Below are 16727 nucleotides of genomic sequence, written 5' to 3'. Positions count from 1 at the left end.
GCCGTCAAAATTTACTTTCACACGTTTATTGAATTTCATAGATTTTTCGTTTACACTTGTCATAGAAGGGGTCTCCTTGGAATGTTTTTGTTTAATCACTTACAACATTACCAAAGGTAAGACTCCTTTTCATGTATTTTACTCTCACCTTTCAGGTGATTAGTGTTAATGAGTAAGAAAGCCGTTATAACGGCACTAATGAAGGATATGGCATGAAGCTATGAATAATTCAGGCTAAGATATATTTTTGTTCAAACTTTATTCCGAGTCCACAAAATGTAGCTTTGAAATAGAGTTTGATAATATATAATAAAGATTGATCATTTGAAATAAAGATCGATAATTTTAAGTTTTGATACAATTACGTTGATAATGGATTGTGACAATTCTACAAACGAGCCATATTTTTTGGATAAAAAAGGGTATCCCTCGTGCCAGAGACTCCCTATGAACAGATCACCTAATGTTTTTAACTCCCTTTGTTATTCATAAGGGAATAATCCGTTTTGATCAATCTTTATTTTAATCCTACAAATTTTGTTGAGTAACAATATAGTTCTTTAATTACAAATAAAGTCGTTTAAGTTACAATAAAGTTGTTTAAAAAACTTTGAATCGCTAATTCCATTAATAGCCTAATTGTGGAATAAGAGTGCGCCCTTCTGAATTGAATCAGTTTATGGGGGTAACCCAATTCGTCAAAGTCGGAACATACAAGATAGTATTAAGGAGTGGGGGTATGGAGACGTGGGATATTTACGACAAAGACAGAAACCTGACGTACAAGCAAATGAATCGTGGGGATACATTCGAACAAGGTGCTTATCATTTAGTGATTCACGTGTGTCTATTTAATCAACTTGGAGATATGCTGATTCAACAGCGACAACCAGATAAGGAAGATTGGAAGAACATGTGGGACATTACTGTAGGAGGTAGCGCTATAACAGGTGAAACCAGTCAACAAGCTGCAGAAAGAGAAGTGAAAGAAGAAATTGGTTATACACTTAACCTTCGAAATAGGCGTCCTTCTCTAACTGTTAACTTTGAAAATGGATTTGATGATTACTATCTTATTAAAACTGATTTAAACATCTCAAATCTATCACTACCGACTGAAGAAGTAAAACAGGTAAAGTGGGCATCGAAGAATGACATCATCAATATGATTTCAGAAGGTATATTTATTCCTTATCATGAGTCGTTAATTGCATTATTATTTGATATGAGAAACAACATGGGATCACACAACCCAAAAAAATATCGGTAAATCATTTATAAAAGAATCGGACAAACGATTGTGGAGGGAAAACTTTAGATTTAAACGACTTTATTGTTTTTTTAACTAAGGAACGGTATCAAAAGAGGTCTGGAGGGGAAAACGGTGAAAATTGTGCTTACTGGTGTATCCTGTGTAGGAAAATCGACTATAGGAAAAATGCTTGCCGACAAAGTGGGCTATACGTTTTTTGACTTTGATTATGAAATTGAGAATTATTTTAACCATCCGATTTCATTTCTAAAAAGAGAATTTTTAACAGAATATAACTATAGAAAGGAGGTAAGAGTTGTTCTATCCAAAATTCTTGAAGAGAATGAAGATAACTTTATTATAGCCATGCCACCAAGCGGATTGATGGATTTTTATTGGAGAATTATTAAACAGGATGACAGTCTGGTAACGGTCGTTTTAAAAGACAGGGCAAAAAACATATTGCAGCGTATAAGGTTTTATGATGATCATTCAAATCCAATTGAAGTGGAACTGTCCGAAGAAAGTAAAAGGTATTATTTAAGAGAAATTTCTCTTGATATAGAATACTTCGGAAGAACATATAGTAGGGCAACCTATCAATATCGTATTGATGGAAAAAGCGCTTCCGAGGCGGTAGATGATTTAGAGGCACTACTTTTAGCATAAAAAGTTTGTGTTCTGACTGGAAAGGCGGATTAGTCGAAAAAGAATGTCAATAGTCATATACAGAGACTATTAAACTAACTGCTAAGGAAAAATAATATTAAACGATTAAATAAGTCTGCCAAAACACATTTAAGTTATAAATCCGTGGTCTAACTACGGTACAGCAGGTACCGATGAGGCAGTAAATCAAGAAATCATCAGTCCATTGTTCCAGGGTATGTTGTTATGTTTGTATTTTTTACTATGATTTCGATGGTGCAAGTATTTATTAAAGACAGGGATAGAGGGATTCATTCTGACTATGCTACGATAACTGTAAATGACTGGTGTAAAGGAATATTGGCTTGTTGATCCGGTTAATGAATCGGTGGAAATATATCTTTTAAGTGCTGAATAATACACATTTAAAGGAGTCTTTATAAAAGGTGATACTATTTCGATTGATACAATTCCTAATCTGGAATTAGATTGAAAGCAAATATTTGTATGGAGCTTGTTCGGCTCAAATAATGAATATCTTAAATTTTTTTTTGACGGGGAAGGAAATCATAATGAACTATAGAGATTTTATGAAGCAGGTTAATGATAATCTATCTAGAATGTCTGAAGAGGAAAAGAATGACTGGATTCGTGATGCAGCTAGAAAAACTCATGAAAACAAGCGTCAGACATTTTTAGATACTTTAATGAATACTGAAACGCAAACAAATTATCTATCACATTCTGCAATGAATGAGATAGAAGCATGGTGTAAAAAAATAAAAAACCGAGATATTTATATAGAATGTATTGGTTACGAAGCATATGGGGAAGGTCATTATGGAGAGTGGATAAATGAGTACTCAGATGTTTTTGGAGTAGGAAAAGAGCTTTCAAAGCATTTCAGATTGCAAAAGATTTGCTATATTTAAAACAGTACAGGCTGTCGCAGGAATTGTATGAACATTTATGCAGCATGGAGTTTGGGGTAGTTGATGTCGAAGGCGGCGATGACTTTGAACTGGAATTAGAGGAACTTGTTGCTGAAGACTTAGTTGATTTGGATATAAAAGATAGTATTCTTCATTTTATGTATGCAGCATACCAGACATCTAAAAGGAAAGAAAGAGCAAATATGCTGTATCGGTATTTTGTATCATGGGATGTGATGGAGAATACGAGACTGGAAGAAATGTTTATCGTTGGACCGGAAGAATTAAATGGGATTTCTGCGTTTATGGAAGAATGGATTTCATATTTGAAAAATAAAGATGGTGATTTGGCAGCTCGACTGTTGACTGAAGCTTGTATTTATCAAGGGGGAGTCGATCGTCTAGTGGAAATAGCCAGATCTGTTTCAAAAAGACATCCCGTTTTGTATAAAAATGCATGTGAATGTTTACTTAGTGAAGCAGCATTTTCAGAGTGTGAAAAAGTGGGACTAGAGGCAATTCGTCTGTTGCCTAAGAAACTGGTAGTTCGCGGACAGATTGCAGACCTTGCTGCTAAGGCAGCGATTCAATTGGAAAACAGAGAAACGATGAAGGAATGCTATGAAGCTGCTTTTTATGCTGAATCTACGCTGAGTCATTATTTACGCTTATTTGAACTGCCGGCATATGGGGAGATAACGAAACAGGCAGCAATGTTTGTGGGTACTTTGCCGGAAAATACAGAAACACCCTACCATGAACGTAATAATGAACAGTTACGAATGAATACCGCTTCTAAAGAACTTAAAAAGGGAATTCGTTTTTTCAATCAAGAATTTGATGAGATGATGAATGTGTGCAAAAAGGATAAAACGGAATTAGGCTGGAGCTCGCATTTTAAAGGTGTTATGGTGCCTCTTTTTGTTTTGGTTCTGAACAAAAATAATCAACTGGCGACAGCTGGAAATAAGCTGCTCGATAATATAGCAATAAGATTGAGATATAAGGATGAGGAAAAAAGTTTTACAGAACGCTTTTTATTTTGGAAAGAAAAAGTAATCATCACGGATGAGCAATTTGAGAAGTACAGTTCGTGGCTGCAAAAAGAAATAGATAAACGCACAGAAGCCGTTGTTGGCGGCGGGTATCGCCATAGTTATTACAAGCCAGCTGTGTTGATTGCAGCATTTGGTGAGGCAATAGAGTCAAATGGAGATGTGAATGGGAAAGCGAAGTTGATAGAACATTATAAAAAAGTACATTCTAGAAAAAGAGCTTTTAAAGCGGAGTTTAATGATTTGAATTAAAGGTAAATGATAGGGGTGTATTTTATTTTTCTCCATGTTAGCGAGCCAATCTCTCCGCACTTTCATTCTGGAAGCTTGCCATTTTAATAGCGAGAGGATGTCACACAAGCACCCCTTTCATTGAAAGAGGTCTAAGCAGAGCTGTTTATGATAAACAATCAAAGTCACATTATAAAACCTTTTATTTGTAAGGGACAATCAGTAATATGCTTAATCCAAAAACGGTATTAGTGTATTCCTCTGTGATTTGCCGGAAGTAAGTCGGTGACTTTATAACAATGGTAAATACGTTTTTTGTCATGTCCATATTGTTGCATGTTCACAACGGCGTTTTGTGCGTTTTAGACCCTCGTACGACCCCCATCACTCCTGCAATTAAATAAAAAATATTCGCTAAGAAACTACTGCCGTAAGTAAGAATCGTGGTAATCATAGCAAAGATCAGTAGAATCGCACTTGCTGCTTTTGGTCTTTTATTTTTTCTAAATAGTAAGAGAGAGACGGCTCCAACAATCACATTGATGATGGTTACACTAACAACAATTAGGATAACGTTGATTCCTCGTCCAAGTTCGTTTGACTGCTCTGGATAATTCGCGTCTATCATGTTATATGAAAAATCACTTAGATACAATACGATATGTGCCGCCATTCCGACCAAGATCAGTATAACTTCAAGCTTTCTGCTCATATTCACTTCATTCCTTTACCTGTTCATTTTTAATCTGGAAAATGAAACACCTATTCCATTGCCGCCGTTATAGAGGGAGGGGCCATGCATGATGGACCAGAGCTCAATTGGAATCTTTAGCTTTTTTATTTCTTCTAATAAACCATATACCAGCTCCAATAAATACAGGTGATGCAATGAATAAACCGCTTGTTAAACGTAATGCTGTTGGTGATGTTTCTTCGAAGGCTGTAATCTCGGAGTTGCAGATGACGTTTACCCGAAGTAAGAAGTCATCGCTGGTAAAGGCAATATCCGGATCACGCTCTTGAAATAATTCGATATCCTTTCCGTCTTGTTCTTGACATGAAGTTGTTTCATCAGAGGTTCGATAAGTCGTATAGCTCGCTCTACCTGCTACCTGAAATTCTTCACCTGCTTGAAATGTAGCTATTTCCACTGGGTCTAGAGCTCGAATGAAAAAGAAAGTAAAAGGAGCAACTAAAAGTCCCATTAATAGACAACTGATGCCAAATAAGAACATTGGCTTTTGTATATTTCTCATTTACAGATTCATTCCTTCCGTATATTACATTTATTATAGCAAAAGTTCGAATTGATTACTTGTGGCTTTGAAATAAAATTTAATAATTAAGGATAAATAAGTTTCACAAAGTTATAACCCAAAATTATGACCTTTGTGAAGCTTATTTTATTTACTCGATTTTCAACTCTAATGCATGTTATACTATCTTTATTAACTATTCTGAATTGAAGGTGAAAAAACTGGGAAAAGTGAACAATCCTCATGACAAGCTTTTTAAAGAAACGTTTGGCGACCTCGATGTCACTACTGATTTTATGCAGCACTATTTACCTGAAGAGATTTTGGGTATAATAGATGTGACTCACTAACACCCCTCAAAGATAGCTTCATTCAAGAAGAGTTAAAGGACGTTTATTCTGATTTGTTATTTAGTGTTAATATTGGCGATGAAGAAGGATATCTTTACTTTCTTTTTGAGCACAAAAGCTTTCAAGAGAAGGATATTGCTTTTCAACTTTTAGACTATATGCAGCAAATTTGGAGTCGAGAACTAACGAAAGAAAAAGCAAAAGCAGTACCGATCATTATCCCACTCGTGTTTTATCATGGAAAGCGAAGATGGACTGATGTGAAAACGATTGGAAATTGGATTACAGGTTATGATAACTTTATACCGCACATGCAGCGTTATGTTCCAGACTTTGATTTTATCCTTTTCGATCTGTCATTCGAAGGCCAGGAGAAAGTGGAAGGGAATCCGAAACTAAGGGCATATCTAGAGTTATCGAGACATATTTTTGTTAGAGAATTAGAAACATTTCTTTCGACATTAGCCTCAATTGAACGGATGTTAAGTGAATATGATGTATCATTTTTGGATACATTATTCATCTATATATTAAGTACTCGTGATGATGTATCTGTCGAAACAATAAAAGAACGATTGACAACTAAAGGAGGAGAACGAATGATGTCCATTGCAGAACAGTTGAGACATGAAGGTGAGGAAAGAGGCAAAGAAATAGGGAAGGAAATAGGCGAGCTAAATAAAGCTCGTGAAATGGCAAAAAAGCTGTTTCTCCTAAACATGGATGAGGAGCAAGTAATAGAAGTGACGGAGCTATCTGCTGAGGAAATTGCACAAATTAAGAAAGAGCTGAAAAGGTAATTGTGTGAACTAAATAGTTTTGTAGAGCTTTTGTGAACATGTTAGAAGGATGCATACTAATATCTTTTACTCTATTTTGATTCATTTGTAATCAAAATGAATCAGAGCTGCAGGCATCGCCTAAATTTTTTCAAACAATGATCGATCAAAGAGACAACATTGTGAAAGGGGACGAAAGAGTATGATGGATTTATAACTCTAAATAGAGTCAAAAACGGAAGGTCCGGGCATATCCTGTGAGGAAATTTAAGTAAGTATCCATTTTTGGTGCCCAGTCTGCCGGATATGTCCCCAAGTAAAACTATGATGTACCTAGAGAGAAGGTCATCAATATTGTTGTAAGATGAATTTCCAACACGGATGAAAAAGTATTGGTGGAAGCTTTTTCAGGCAAGGGAATATTTTTATCTCAAGGTTAGCCTGGCAACGTAGGAAATAAAAACATCTATATTCAATGCAGATGAGAATGAAGACTCTGGATTGAAAAATGTGATGTTACTATCGGAGTACGCTTTAGCTTAAGTTCTTTGAACAGGAGTTTATACTGAGCAGTGATTTTAGTCGCCCGCATTTATGTAAAAACTCACCAGTTTTAACCGGTGATAGTTTAGAGCGGTATTCAATTCAGAAGGTTAATAGTCCGATGCATATGCCTAGGTTAATTGATAATCGCGACTTTTTAGCTCAAGTATTCACAATGATTGAGAGACCCGCCTGTAAACGGACAAGTTGGCTAACGCCTGAAAGATGCTTACATGAGCTTTTTCGTTCATTATATTTTATTTTTTTCCATATTTACTTCGGTATTCGAGAGGACTAATTTTATACATCTCTTTAAAAGCAGCTCCGAATTTACTCTGACTTTTATATCCCACTGTCGAAGCGACATCTCCGATACTTTCTTGAGTCTTAAGTAACATAGAAGCCGCTTTCTTGATACGATAATTTTTCATATATGCCCCAATGGAAACCCCGTATACTCCTTTGAAAGTGGTTTTTAGTGCAGTGGGACTGATACAAAATTGTCTTGCTAGTTCATCAATTGTACATCTCTGTTCAAGTTGTTCGGTCATCTTCTTTTTAATCTGTTTGATAATCTCAACTTGTTGTCGTGCCCGATACTATACCCCATTCATTGTTTTAGCGGCGGTTATTGAGGTATCTATTGTTGAGAAACCGTCTGTTACAACTCCATCCAGAGGGAGGAAATTCATATTGAGTTCCCAACTTTTGTATACGGAACATCGATTGGAATATCAGGGGTATGTAGCTTTTTTTCGTTCCTACTGTGTTAATTGTTCGTTTTTCAGTTCCTGTTATGTATTTCATACAATAAAAGATACTGCCAATACGGCAATAAAAAAACCATTATCTGGCATTAATTGTGATGAACCCACATCAAGTGTTAGAATTTGATTTTCCATTTTTATGGTCCCTAGATAAAATGTAATTATAGTCTTATTCCTTTAAATATGATTATTTATTATTTTTTTACATGCGAAATGTGAGTTTCATAACCTTCAACAAGATTTTTTATGAAATGCCAAAGGAAAGCCGATTTTTCGAAAAAATTTATGAAAGATAATAAACTCAACTGAACTAAGTCAGTTGAGTAAACTGATAATATTATTTTGTAAAGAAAAACTATTCTACCCCTTTTAACGATTCAACCATGTCGATTCTTTTAACCTTTCGTTTTAAGAAACTATTGGTAATTAAAGTTGAAACCAATGTAAGTAGAATCGCTATAGGTATACTCATTAAATTGAGTGAATGCGGGAAAGCCATTTCGTCTGAAGCGATAAACTCACATAGAATAATATACATTGGGTAGCTTAGCAGTATTCCAAATATGGATGAAAATGCAACTAGAAAGATGTTTTCAACAAAGATAACCCGATTTATTTCTTTTAAAGTTAATCCAAGTACTTTCTCCGTGGCAATATCCCTTCTTTTTTCAAAAATATTAATGGAACTAATATTATAAATCACTGTAAATGCTAGTAATATAGAGGCAGCGATCATGATAAGAACTAGGGAATCGATGGAGCTGGAAGCATTTAGATATTCATTTTTTTGTGTATCTTTTACCGTAACATGGGAGAACTGTGGATCATCATCCAACTCTTCTTTTAAACTTTCCGCGTCATCACTTGTCGTTAAATGAACACTCATAACTGGGTAATTAATATCATGTTTGTCTAGTAATTCAAATGTTCCGTAGAATCCTTGATTTGTATAACTTTTATATACATCTAATATCTCTACTTCAATATCTTTATTTTCTATGACAGGAGAGTTAAAGCCGAGTTCAATCGTATCTTTTTTTCCAATAGAGTTTTCTTCAGCAAATTTTTCTGAGACATATATACCGCTATCATTTATTGTAATTTCTTCTCCATTTCTATTATATAAATGGTTAGATTGTGTATCTTTATTGACAATGTTTAAGACTGTATTTTCGTTGTTATAAGTTACTGGAGATACGCTAAATAAATCGGCAATTTCTACAGTATCCTTATTCTTAAAATTTTTATCTTCAAAGGAAGGCTCATTTAAAGTGGCAGTAACATCATAACTTCGATATAAATCAAATTCGGTGTCCACAATATGATTAAAAGCATATTTTATTCCAATAGAAGCGATCATAATACTCACACAAAATATAATACCTATAGAACTTAACCAGAATCTTTTTTTATTCATAGAAATGTTTCTGAAAATTATTCTATACGCATAAGGTATCTTATTCCATATTAATTGATTTCTTTCCACAATAGAGTTTTTTGCTTTTCTAGGCGGTAAAGGTCGCATACCTTGCGCTGGAATTTCTTTTAAAATTTTTCTACATGACATTCTTGTTGCAATAGCACCTGCAATCAAAGCTACTAGAAAGCCAATAATGGACAAATGAATGTATGTTACTGAACTTAAAGAAGGGAATACAAATAAAACAGAGAGTGTAGAAATTAATATTTTGGGAAATAAAACTACACCTATTATGGTTCCTACTATCGTACCTATTAAAGCTGTAAATAAAGGATATTGCAGAAAACTAACACGGATATCAAATTTTGAAATTCCAAATGCTCTCATCACGGAAATTTGTTCACGTTGGTTTTCAATTTGTCTGGACATACTTATAGATGTTATAACAGCAGCTAAGGCAATAAAAACAATGGGTAAAATAACACTTAAATTTTTTACAGATTCTAATTTATTGGCTACCATTTGATAACTTACATTTTGTTCTTTGGCAGTTGACTGAAGATACGTTGAAAATTCGGAATCGATTTTGTCAATAAGTTCACTATCGTCAGCGTTGCTCGATAAATTAATCAGAGCTTGCGTATAGTTAATCCCAAGTTTTTCAAAAAAATTATCCTCTACTATCCCTACCGCATAACTAGTATGATTTGGAACAGGTATTGTATTATCATCCGTATAGTAAATATATTCTGCACTTTTAAAAACACCCGAAACAGTAAGCTCATAATCAACCTGATCATTTCCAATACTTACGGTTATAAGATCTCCAATTTTAATATTATTGTTGGACACATATTCACTATCTAAAATGATTTGATCATCTGTTTTAGGATAATCTCCATCTATTAAAGTGGGAATATTCATGGAATTATTACTAGAATAAGACTGCATGGTAATCGTGTCATCTGAAGATACTCTTCCTTCAAGGAGGAATCTTCCTTGTACATCTTCCACCTCTTCAAATTCCTTAATGGTATCAATATCGTCTTTACTTACGTCTAAGAAGGAAACAGAAATATCAGCTAGATTCGCTTCTTGATAATAATCATTGATAGATTCATTGATTGTATCGTAAGAGTAAGTAAGACCGACAAAGAATGCAATTCCAATAGAAATTACAAGGGAGATTGCCGTAAATTGACCAATATTTTCTAAAATATCTTTCCTGAATTTTTTAATTAAAAACTTCATAACTTTTGATCACCTACCATTCAATATCATCAATATCTTTCTTATGATGATTCATATATATTTCTTCTACTTCTCCACTCTTTATCTTGATTACCTTATCGGCCATGTCTGCAAGGGCTATATTATGTGTAATAACAATCACTGTCTTGTCATACTCTTGGTTCACTTGTGATAAAAGCTTCAATACTTCTTTACCAGTTTTATAATCAAGAGCCCCTGTCGGTTCATCACACAATAACAAAGTTGGATTTTTGGCAACCGCTCTTGCAATAGCGACCCTTTGCTGCTCTCCACCTGATAATTGAGTTGGGAAATTATGGAGCCGTTCTCCTAAACCAACTCTTGATAGTATTTCTTTTGCATCAAACTTATCTTTATTATAAGAACTGGCAAACTCTACATTCTCTAATGCATTTAAATTGGGAATCAAATTATAGAACTGAAAAACAAATCCAATTTTATTCCTGCGAAAAAACGTTAATTCTTTTTCGATATATTTATTAATTTCCTCATTTTCAACAAAAATTGAACCTTCGGAAACAAAGTCCATTCCTCCAAGAAGATTCAGTATGGTAGTTTTTCCAGCTCCACTTGCCCCAAGAATAATTACAAATTCTCCTTTATCAATACGAAAACTTACATCATTTAATGCTAATATCTCAGTATCTCCTGACACATATCTTTTAAAAACATTTTCAAATTTTATAATATTATTCATGTTCATCCTCCATATTCAACTTAAATAAAATTATTTAGAAAGCTTATGAATTGTAATCTTCATGAGCTTTATGTCTTCTTCATTAATCAGGCCAGGAACTAATTGATTAATAATACCAAATACATAATCTGAACGTAATTCGAGTTCTTCTAATTGCCATTTAAATAAGATAGGATCTAACCAGACATCTGCAAGTATTAAAATTACTTCTGCTGCAAAAGTTGGATGATCACACTTTATTTCTTTTTTTTCAATTCCTTGCTGAAAAATTTCTGCAAGAATCGGAGAAAGATTTTCCATTGAACATCGTAATGTATCTAATAAGGCATAGGGAACTTTTTCAACCCATCTATTTTCAATTAAGTTATTTTGAATTGAATTATTCCCAAAGTAACTTATGATTTTTAGAATTTTTTCCTTAGTAGAGAGTGCATGGTTATTCTTTACTTCCTCAAAATAATCTCTGACACAGTTATGCGCTTCTTCTGTAAGAGCTTGTAAAATGTCTTGTTTACCCTTGAAGTGATGATATATTGCTCCTTTAGACATTTGTGTTTTTTTCGTAATGTCTTGTAAAGAAGTAGCATCATATCCTTGTTCAGAAAACAATTTTATTGCTGCGCTTAATATCTTTTCTTTTGATTTTTTGGTTTTTTCCTGTTGTTTCATAATATCAATCCTCCAATCTAGACCAATAAAACAAACCGTCGGTCGGTTTTTATAATTGTATCACTTTCTTGCTGATTTAGTCAACACCATGATTCCTTACCTCATTTCTTTATAATATTTGATTGCTAAAGAGTACTTTTGTTTTTGTAGGAGGGGAACGAGAATGAAAACAAATCATACTTTTATCACTTTAATACGGGCGGAGCTAAAGAGGTATTACTAGACCTGTTTAATCGAACTATTAGGGTTTAAATGCTACAATTTATAAAGAGGTTGTATCTCGTATGATCGAACTATCATGTGAGAGAATATGACATTACATATTCAGCTAACGAGCCATTATGTTGAAAACGTATTTCGTATATTCACTGTAAAATAAATAATTGGCGTTAGTATGATTACTTGAACAATTGAATAAAAATATTGTGTTGCTTGGTCATTGAAAGGGGGAGATACCGAATTGAAAAGAGAAATGATTAAAACTAATAGAGGAGAATTTGAACTTTTTATTGGTGGAAAAGGAAAAGAACCGATTTGCATTTCTCATTTATATCAGGAGTACTTATCTGGCGATGAGCCATATTCAAGAGTACTTGGTGAATACTACAAAGTAATTCTGATAAACCTGAAAAATGCTGGCTCCACATCCAAAGCCACATCAAAAAATGAATTAGCGATGGAAGAAACAATTAAAGACTTAGAGAGTATCCGAGAAAAATTAGGATATAGCAGTTGGGCATTTGCTGGTCATTCGACCGGAGGGTTTTTAGGTCTTACTTATCTGTATATGCACCCAGAAAAATTATCCGAAATAATCTTATGTGGAACAGCAGCCTCAAATGAAATAAACTATTCAAAGAACAACCTATTCAATGTTGAAAATCGAAAATATAGAAAAGATGCTATAAAAGTCTTCTTTAAAATGGCATTTCCTCTTTTTAGCAAGAAATCAAAGGAGAAGGCTAATAAAAGATTTTTTCAATTATGCCTTTATTCAAAAGATAAAATAGACGAGTATTATAAAGAATTAAAAAATGTAGGGATTAGTAAAACAAGAATGAAAGCCTATACTTCACAATTACGACATTATGATGTTAGGGGAAAAATAATCAACAAAACCGTTCCAGCTTTAATATTGTGTGGTAAATATGATGTGCAATGTCCTGCTGAATTTTCGGAAGAAATTCATAATCTTTTACCAAATTCCACTCTTGTTATTTTTAAAAAGAGTAATCATTTTCCTTTCATCGAAGAAAAAGATAAATTTGTTAGTGCATTAGATAACTTTAGGCATAATTAAAGAATCACAAGATTCAGTTCATTTTTGCGTAGTCCATTAACAGAACACGATTGTGGTGGAAAGGGTTTAGGAGGATTTCAAAACCTATTATGGCTACTTTAATTCGCCTAGATCCGTAGAAGGGATACTTCGTATAAATTTCGTCAATTTTGTGCTTGAGCATCACCTTTTCAGGAGAAGGCGTTACGAGCCTATAATACAAGCTTGTTCGGTTGAGTCCAAGTAGTTTAGCTTGCGTAGTGATTGGTAGTTCTGTATCCTCCCAATCAATCATATGGATGCGTTCATCTCTACTCTTTAAGGATAGATTTTTTTAAGCCACGACAATTGCGTGGTTAAACGGCAGACTTCGGCATAAAGATTTTGATTTATTTTTATAATCAGCCTGCATTTGATCCATTTTTTATTTTCTTTTTGAAGACCAATGCCATCTGTTCAAGAAAAGCTTTTCACCATTGTCGTATTTGAGTTGCGTGAATCCCATGATCAGAAGCAATTTCATTCATGGTCTTTTCTTCTTTTAGGACCTCTAGCACGACTTGAAACTTAAATTCGGGCGTATATCGTTTACATGTTTTCTTTATTTTTCTTTGTTTCCGATTGGTTTAATTCCGACAAATGGATCCATCTTGTTTACGTTAAAAAATGATTCAATATTGCTATTCGTTTCCTTCATGATTATCATCTCCTTCCTAATTCCTTTGATTTATTATCTTAAGGATATAGTCTTTTGATTTTTTATGTTGTATTTTAAAATACATTAAGCAAATTTTTTTAGTAATTATTACAATTTCAATCCAACGTAAAATAAATATTTTGTACACAAAAAAGGGTCTCGATGTAAAATCAAAATCGGAGCCCTTTTTAAGCCTTTTGATATATTTGAAATTTGTACAAATCCTAGCTCTATGTTTCATTACGCCTCAGCTTTTTGTTTGTTAAAAAGGTTCACATTTTCAATATCGGGCAACTTACGTAACACAGCACTGCTTAACCAATACATGCTGAAGATCATCATGGACACACTGCAGATCATAACAGCAAGTACCGGTGTAAATGTTTCACCTAAAAAGCCACCAATCAGAGAACCTAGAGGCATTCCCAAAGCTGATGCACTCGTTAACAAGGTGATTACCCTGCCTATAAACGCTGTTTCCACTTGTTTCTGTATGGATGAAAATACAAGCAGGTTTAGTATTCCAATCGAGATGGCACCGATACTGAATAATATCATGGACGGGATTAACGGTAACATGGCAGTACCCATCCACATAATACCGGAACCAATGAACGCGATAATAATTAACTTACCAAAATTTATTTGCTTTATTCTTGGCGTGATCATCGTTCCAATCATCACCCCTAATGAAATGGAAGCCATGTAAAACCCGTATGCAGCCTCGACACCATTCCCTTTGATAAGAGAAAATGCAGGTAAATTTGTAGTCATAATCACCATGGCAAGATTAATAAAGACGATAGAAAAAATCATTTTAGGAATTAATGACCCTTTTATATAGTGAAAACCGGCTTTCAGGTCCAGGAAATAAACCCGGGAAGCACCCTTGGCAGATTCCGTATCCTTATTTTCATCTGGTTGCTTAAAATTGAAAAATGCATAAGAAATCGATACTAACAATATACAGACTGCAGTAATGGTAAGAGCCGGAACTGTTCCAATAAATGTAATGATAATACCTGCAGCTGCAATAAATACAATATCCATCGCTTCTCGAATCGTTTGTAAATAAGAGTTTGCTCCAATCACATTTTCTTCTCCTACAATAACCGGCAGGATGGTTGATTCGATTGGGTACGTATATTGCGTAAATAAAGAGGTGACAAATAGCAAACCAATGACATACCAAACATCTAATCCAAGCGTGTAGTGCAATAACGGGATCGTGAATAAAATAAATGCTTTGATCAAGTTACTGTAAACTAGACTATTTTTATATTTAGCATAATTCGCAAGTGGCGCAATTAAAAATGACAATGTACCAGCGAATGAGATCGCGAAAAATGCAAAGCCGGAGTAGAGAACGCTCCCACTTAAATGTAACACAAGCAGCATCCCGGCCACGGAGTAAATACCACTTCCGATTCCATTGATCAAAACACCCGTCATTAAGATTAAAAAATTCCTTTCCTTCATAAATGGTTTCAATTTTTTCTTCATTTTTCTTTCTCATTCTCATTTTGTTTTCTGATTAGAAACTCTACAGAATAGGGTAATTGTTCCTCATTCTCTTTTTCTTTGTAGGATAAGTGTCCATATTTATAGAAAAGATCTTCCATATCTTTACTTAACTGACTGACAAGTTTTTGAGACAGATAAACATTTGTCATTCTCCGATCCACATGCTCTGGCGGAAACTCCTGCTCTGGATTTATAAATGATATAGCTTTGGATCTGTAATATTTTTCTATAATTCCTTTATCAGTATTTACACTGTCAACTTCCAAAATATCGTGTTTTACAAGCTGTTGAATATGGTAATAAACAGTCCCCGGGTTTTTTCCTAATAAATCAGCTGCTTGTTTAGGCGTCATTGGTTGTTCGTAAAGTAATGCGATTAACCTTGAACGTAATGGATTGGAAATTGCTTTTTGTTGCTCCCAATTAATTTCCATTTTAGTCACCTCATGTTCATTTTATACTTACAAATCAATTTGTGTTTATAAATCGATTTGTATATATAATATGATTTCCAAATATAAATGTCAATGACTTTTACCTAATTTCTTTACTTTTATAAGATTTAACTCTTTAAAATCAGTCAATCATCATCACACAATCATTATGAAATAAATTGCATAAACTTCCGCCAATACAGAGTTGAGAGTGTAAGCACTAAGAGCTTGCATAACTTTAGGGTATAATGTTTTTATTCTTTGTGTTGTGTTATAAAATACATTAAAGAAAAGCTTTAAAAATCTTATTGATTATAAAGTTAAGTGACTTGTGGTAATGAGCTTAGGGAGTTGATCAAATGATCTGCAAATGCGGCGGAGTATTAAATGATATAAAAGTTGAAGAACATCAAAAGAGCTAAATAAACAAGAAAGATTATTATACAATTGCCTTTGCGATGTTCAATGTCCAAAGTGCGGTGAAATTTATTATTCCTAACCATATGATTACGGAAAAAGATTAATATTGTTAGAAATATAAATTTTTGGAAATCTATTAAACTTTTTTTATTCCTCCATTAAACTATTTTTGTTCTTTTATAATAATAAATCCAAGAAAAGAACTTTTGATAATCCTAGATTTCGAAACATCAATATAAAAATTTAATAAAAAAGTGCTCCAAACTTTGGTAGAATAGGATTTGGTTAAGTCCAAACAACCAAGGAAGGGAGCACCTTATGGTGAATAATTATTACACATTTACCACTAGTATTGGAAGAGTTTCTATTGAACCAACTTTGGAACACGCTACATGCTACGGAGGAATCTTGCCTCTTCTTGATTATGTAAAGTAAATTCGATTGACTGACCATTTGGAAGATTATCTCAACGTTAGTAAACAAGGTGGAATCTTTCCATTAC

General features: G+C 33.8%; 14 protein-coding genes and 1 pseudogene. 6 read left to right on the top strand and 9 right to left on the bottom strand.

Features of this window, described 5'->3' with window-relative positions; genetic code table 11:
• The first annotated feature begins 739 nt into the window (after positions 1-739).
• The 4 genes from SPD89_RS04215 (at position 740) to SPD89_RS04200 (ending at position 4139) form a co-directional block, all read left to right on the top strand.
• Entirely contained in the window at positions 740-1270 is a 531-nt protein-coding gene (locus tag SPD89_RS04215; RefSeq protein WP_336260703.1) for an NUDIX hydrolase, read from the top strand.
• Between the two features lie 114 nt (positions 1271-1384).
• The gene (locus tag SPD89_RS04210; RefSeq protein ID WP_336260702.1) at positions 1385-1921 is read left to right on the top strand and encodes a shikimate kinase; all 537 of its coding nucleotides are present in this window, start codon (positions 1385-1387) and stop codon (positions 1919-1921) included.
• 551 nt (positions 1922-2472) lie between these two features.
• On the top strand, positions 2473-2832 hold the full coding sequence (locus SPD89_RS04205) for a hypothetical protein (protein WP_336260701.1): 360 nt from the start codon (positions 2473-2475) through the stop codon (positions 2830-2832).
• A gap of 23 nt (positions 2833-2855) precedes the next feature.
• Entirely contained in the window at positions 2856-4139 is a 1284-nt protein-coding gene (locus SPD89_RS04200; protein ID WP_336260700.1) for a hypothetical protein, read from the top strand.
• Positions 4140-4458: 319 nt separating this feature from the next.
• On the opposite strand, the gene SPD89_RS04195 is transcribed toward SPD89_RS04200, so the two are convergent.
• Together SPD89_RS04195 and SPD89_RS04190 are read right to left on the bottom strand one after the other, a co-directional pair.
• On the bottom strand, positions 4459-4830 hold the full coding sequence (locus SPD89_RS04195) for a hypothetical protein (RefSeq protein ID WP_336260699.1): 372 nt from the start codon (positions 4828-4830) through the stop codon (positions 4459-4461).
• 103 nt (positions 4831-4933) lie between these two features.
• The gene (locus SPD89_RS04190; RefSeq protein WP_336260698.1) at positions 4934-5374 is read right to left on the bottom strand and encodes a hypothetical protein; all 441 of its coding nucleotides are present in this window, start codon (positions 5372-5374) and stop codon (positions 4934-4936) included.
• Between the two features lie 296 nt (positions 5375-5670).
• Here SPD89_RS04190 and SPD89_RS04185 point away from each other — a divergent pair.
• Positions 5671-6524 (top strand): annotated as a pseudogene (locus SPD89_RS04185) (Rpn family recombination-promoting nuclease/putative transposase).
• Between the two features lie 779 nt (positions 6525-7303).
• On the opposite strand, the gene SPD89_RS04180 reads toward SPD89_RS04185, so the two are convergent.
• The 4 genes from SPD89_RS04180 to SPD89_RS04165 form a co-directional block, all read right to left on the bottom strand.
• Positions 7304-7597, bottom strand: a complete 294-nt coding sequence (locus SPD89_RS04180) for a helix-turn-helix domain-containing protein (protein WP_336260697.1) — start codon at positions 7595-7597, stop codon at positions 7304-7306.
• Between the two features lie 571 nt (positions 7598-8168).
• On the bottom strand, positions 8169-10484 hold the full coding sequence (locus SPD89_RS04175) for an ABC transporter permease (protein WP_336260696.1): 2316 nt from the start codon (positions 10482-10484) through the stop codon (positions 8169-8171).
• 13 nt (positions 10485-10497) lie between these two features.
• On the bottom strand, positions 10498-11202 hold the full coding sequence (locus SPD89_RS04170; protein WP_336260695.1) for an ABC transporter ATP-binding protein: 705 nt from the start codon (positions 11200-11202) through the stop codon (positions 10498-10500).
• A gap of 30 nt (positions 11203-11232) precedes the next feature.
• The gene (locus SPD89_RS04165; RefSeq protein ID WP_336260694.1) at positions 11233-11871 is read right to left on the bottom strand and encodes a TetR/AcrR family transcriptional regulator; all 639 of its coding nucleotides are present in this window, start codon (positions 11869-11871) and stop codon (positions 11233-11235) included.
• A 460-nt stretch (positions 11872-12331) separates the two neighbouring features.
• Between SPD89_RS04165 and SPD89_RS04160 the strand changes: the two genes are divergently transcribed.
• Positions 12332-13171, top strand: a complete 840-nt coding sequence (locus tag SPD89_RS04160; RefSeq protein WP_336260693.1) for an alpha/beta fold hydrolase — start codon at positions 12332-12334, stop codon at positions 13169-13171.
• 449 nt (positions 13172-13620) lie between these two features.
• Here the strand turns inward: SPD89_RS04160 and SPD89_RS22875 are convergent, their stop codons facing one another.
• From SPD89_RS22875 to SPD89_RS04150, 3 genes are all read right to left on the bottom strand, one after another.
• Positions 13621-13755: a transposase gene (locus SPD89_RS22875; RefSeq protein WP_442961046.1), complete on the bottom strand. Its 135-nt coding sequence runs from the start codon at positions 13753-13755 to the stop codon at positions 13621-13623.
• A 332-nt stretch (positions 13756-14087) separates the two neighbouring features.
• A complete protein-coding gene (locus tag SPD89_RS04155) occupies positions 14088-15350 on the bottom strand; it encodes an MFS transporter (RefSeq protein WP_336260692.1) in 1263 nt (420 codons plus the stop codon).
• Positions 15347-15805, bottom strand: coding sequence for an ArsR/SmtB family transcription factor (locus SPD89_RS04150; protein WP_336260691.1), 459 nt, complete (start codon positions 15803-15805; stop codon positions 15347-15349). The genes SPD89_RS04155 and SPD89_RS04150 overlap by 4 nt, the downstream gene beginning before the upstream one ends.
• Positions 15806-16727 lie beyond the last annotated feature (922 nt).

The organism is Pseudogracilibacillus sp. SO30301A, assembly GCF_037072025.1.
Classification (GTDB): Bacteria; Bacillota; Bacilli; order Bacillales; family Amphibacillaceae; genus Pseudogracilibacillus.
Note: the sequence above shows the minus strand (reverse complement) of the source record. Positions and strands in the feature narration are given on the sequence as shown.

Coding starts and splice junctions, on each gene's coding strand:
- SPD89_RS04215 (WP_336260703.1), top strand. CDS start 740: ATGGAGACGTGGGATATTTACGACAAAGACAGAAACCTGACGTACAAG.
- SPD89_RS04205 (WP_336260701.1), top strand. CDS start 2,473: ATGAACTATAGAGATTTTATGAAGCAGGTTAATGATAATCTATCTAGA.
- SPD89_RS04195 (WP_336260699.1), bottom strand. CDS start 4,830: ATGAGCAGAAAGCTTGAAGTTATACTGATCTTGGTCGGAATGGCGGCA.
- SPD89_RS04190 (WP_336260698.1), bottom strand. CDS start 5,374: ATGAGAAATATACAAAAGCCAATGTTCTTATTTGGCATCAGTTGTCTA.
- SPD89_RS04180 (WP_336260697.1), bottom strand. CDS start 7,597: ATGACCGAACAACTTGAACAGAGATGTACAATTGATGAACTAGCAAGA.
- SPD89_RS04175 (WP_336260696.1), bottom strand. CDS start 10,484: ATGAAGTTTTTAATTAAAAAATTCAGGAAAGATATTTTAGAAAATATT.
- SPD89_RS04170 (WP_336260695.1), bottom strand. CDS start 11,202: ATGAATAATATTATAAAATTTGAAAATGTTTTTAAAAGATATGTGTCA.
- SPD89_RS04165 (WP_336260694.1), bottom strand. CDS start 11,871: ATGAAACAACAGGAAAAAACCAAAAAATCAAAAGAAAAGATATTAAGC.
- SPD89_RS04155 (WP_336260692.1), bottom strand. CDS start 15,350: ATGAAGAAAAAATTGAAACCATTTATGAAGGAAAGGAATTTTTTAATC.
- SPD89_RS04150 (WP_336260691.1), bottom strand. CDS start 15,805: ATGGAAATTAATTGGGAGCAACAAAAAGCAATTTCCAATCCATTACGT.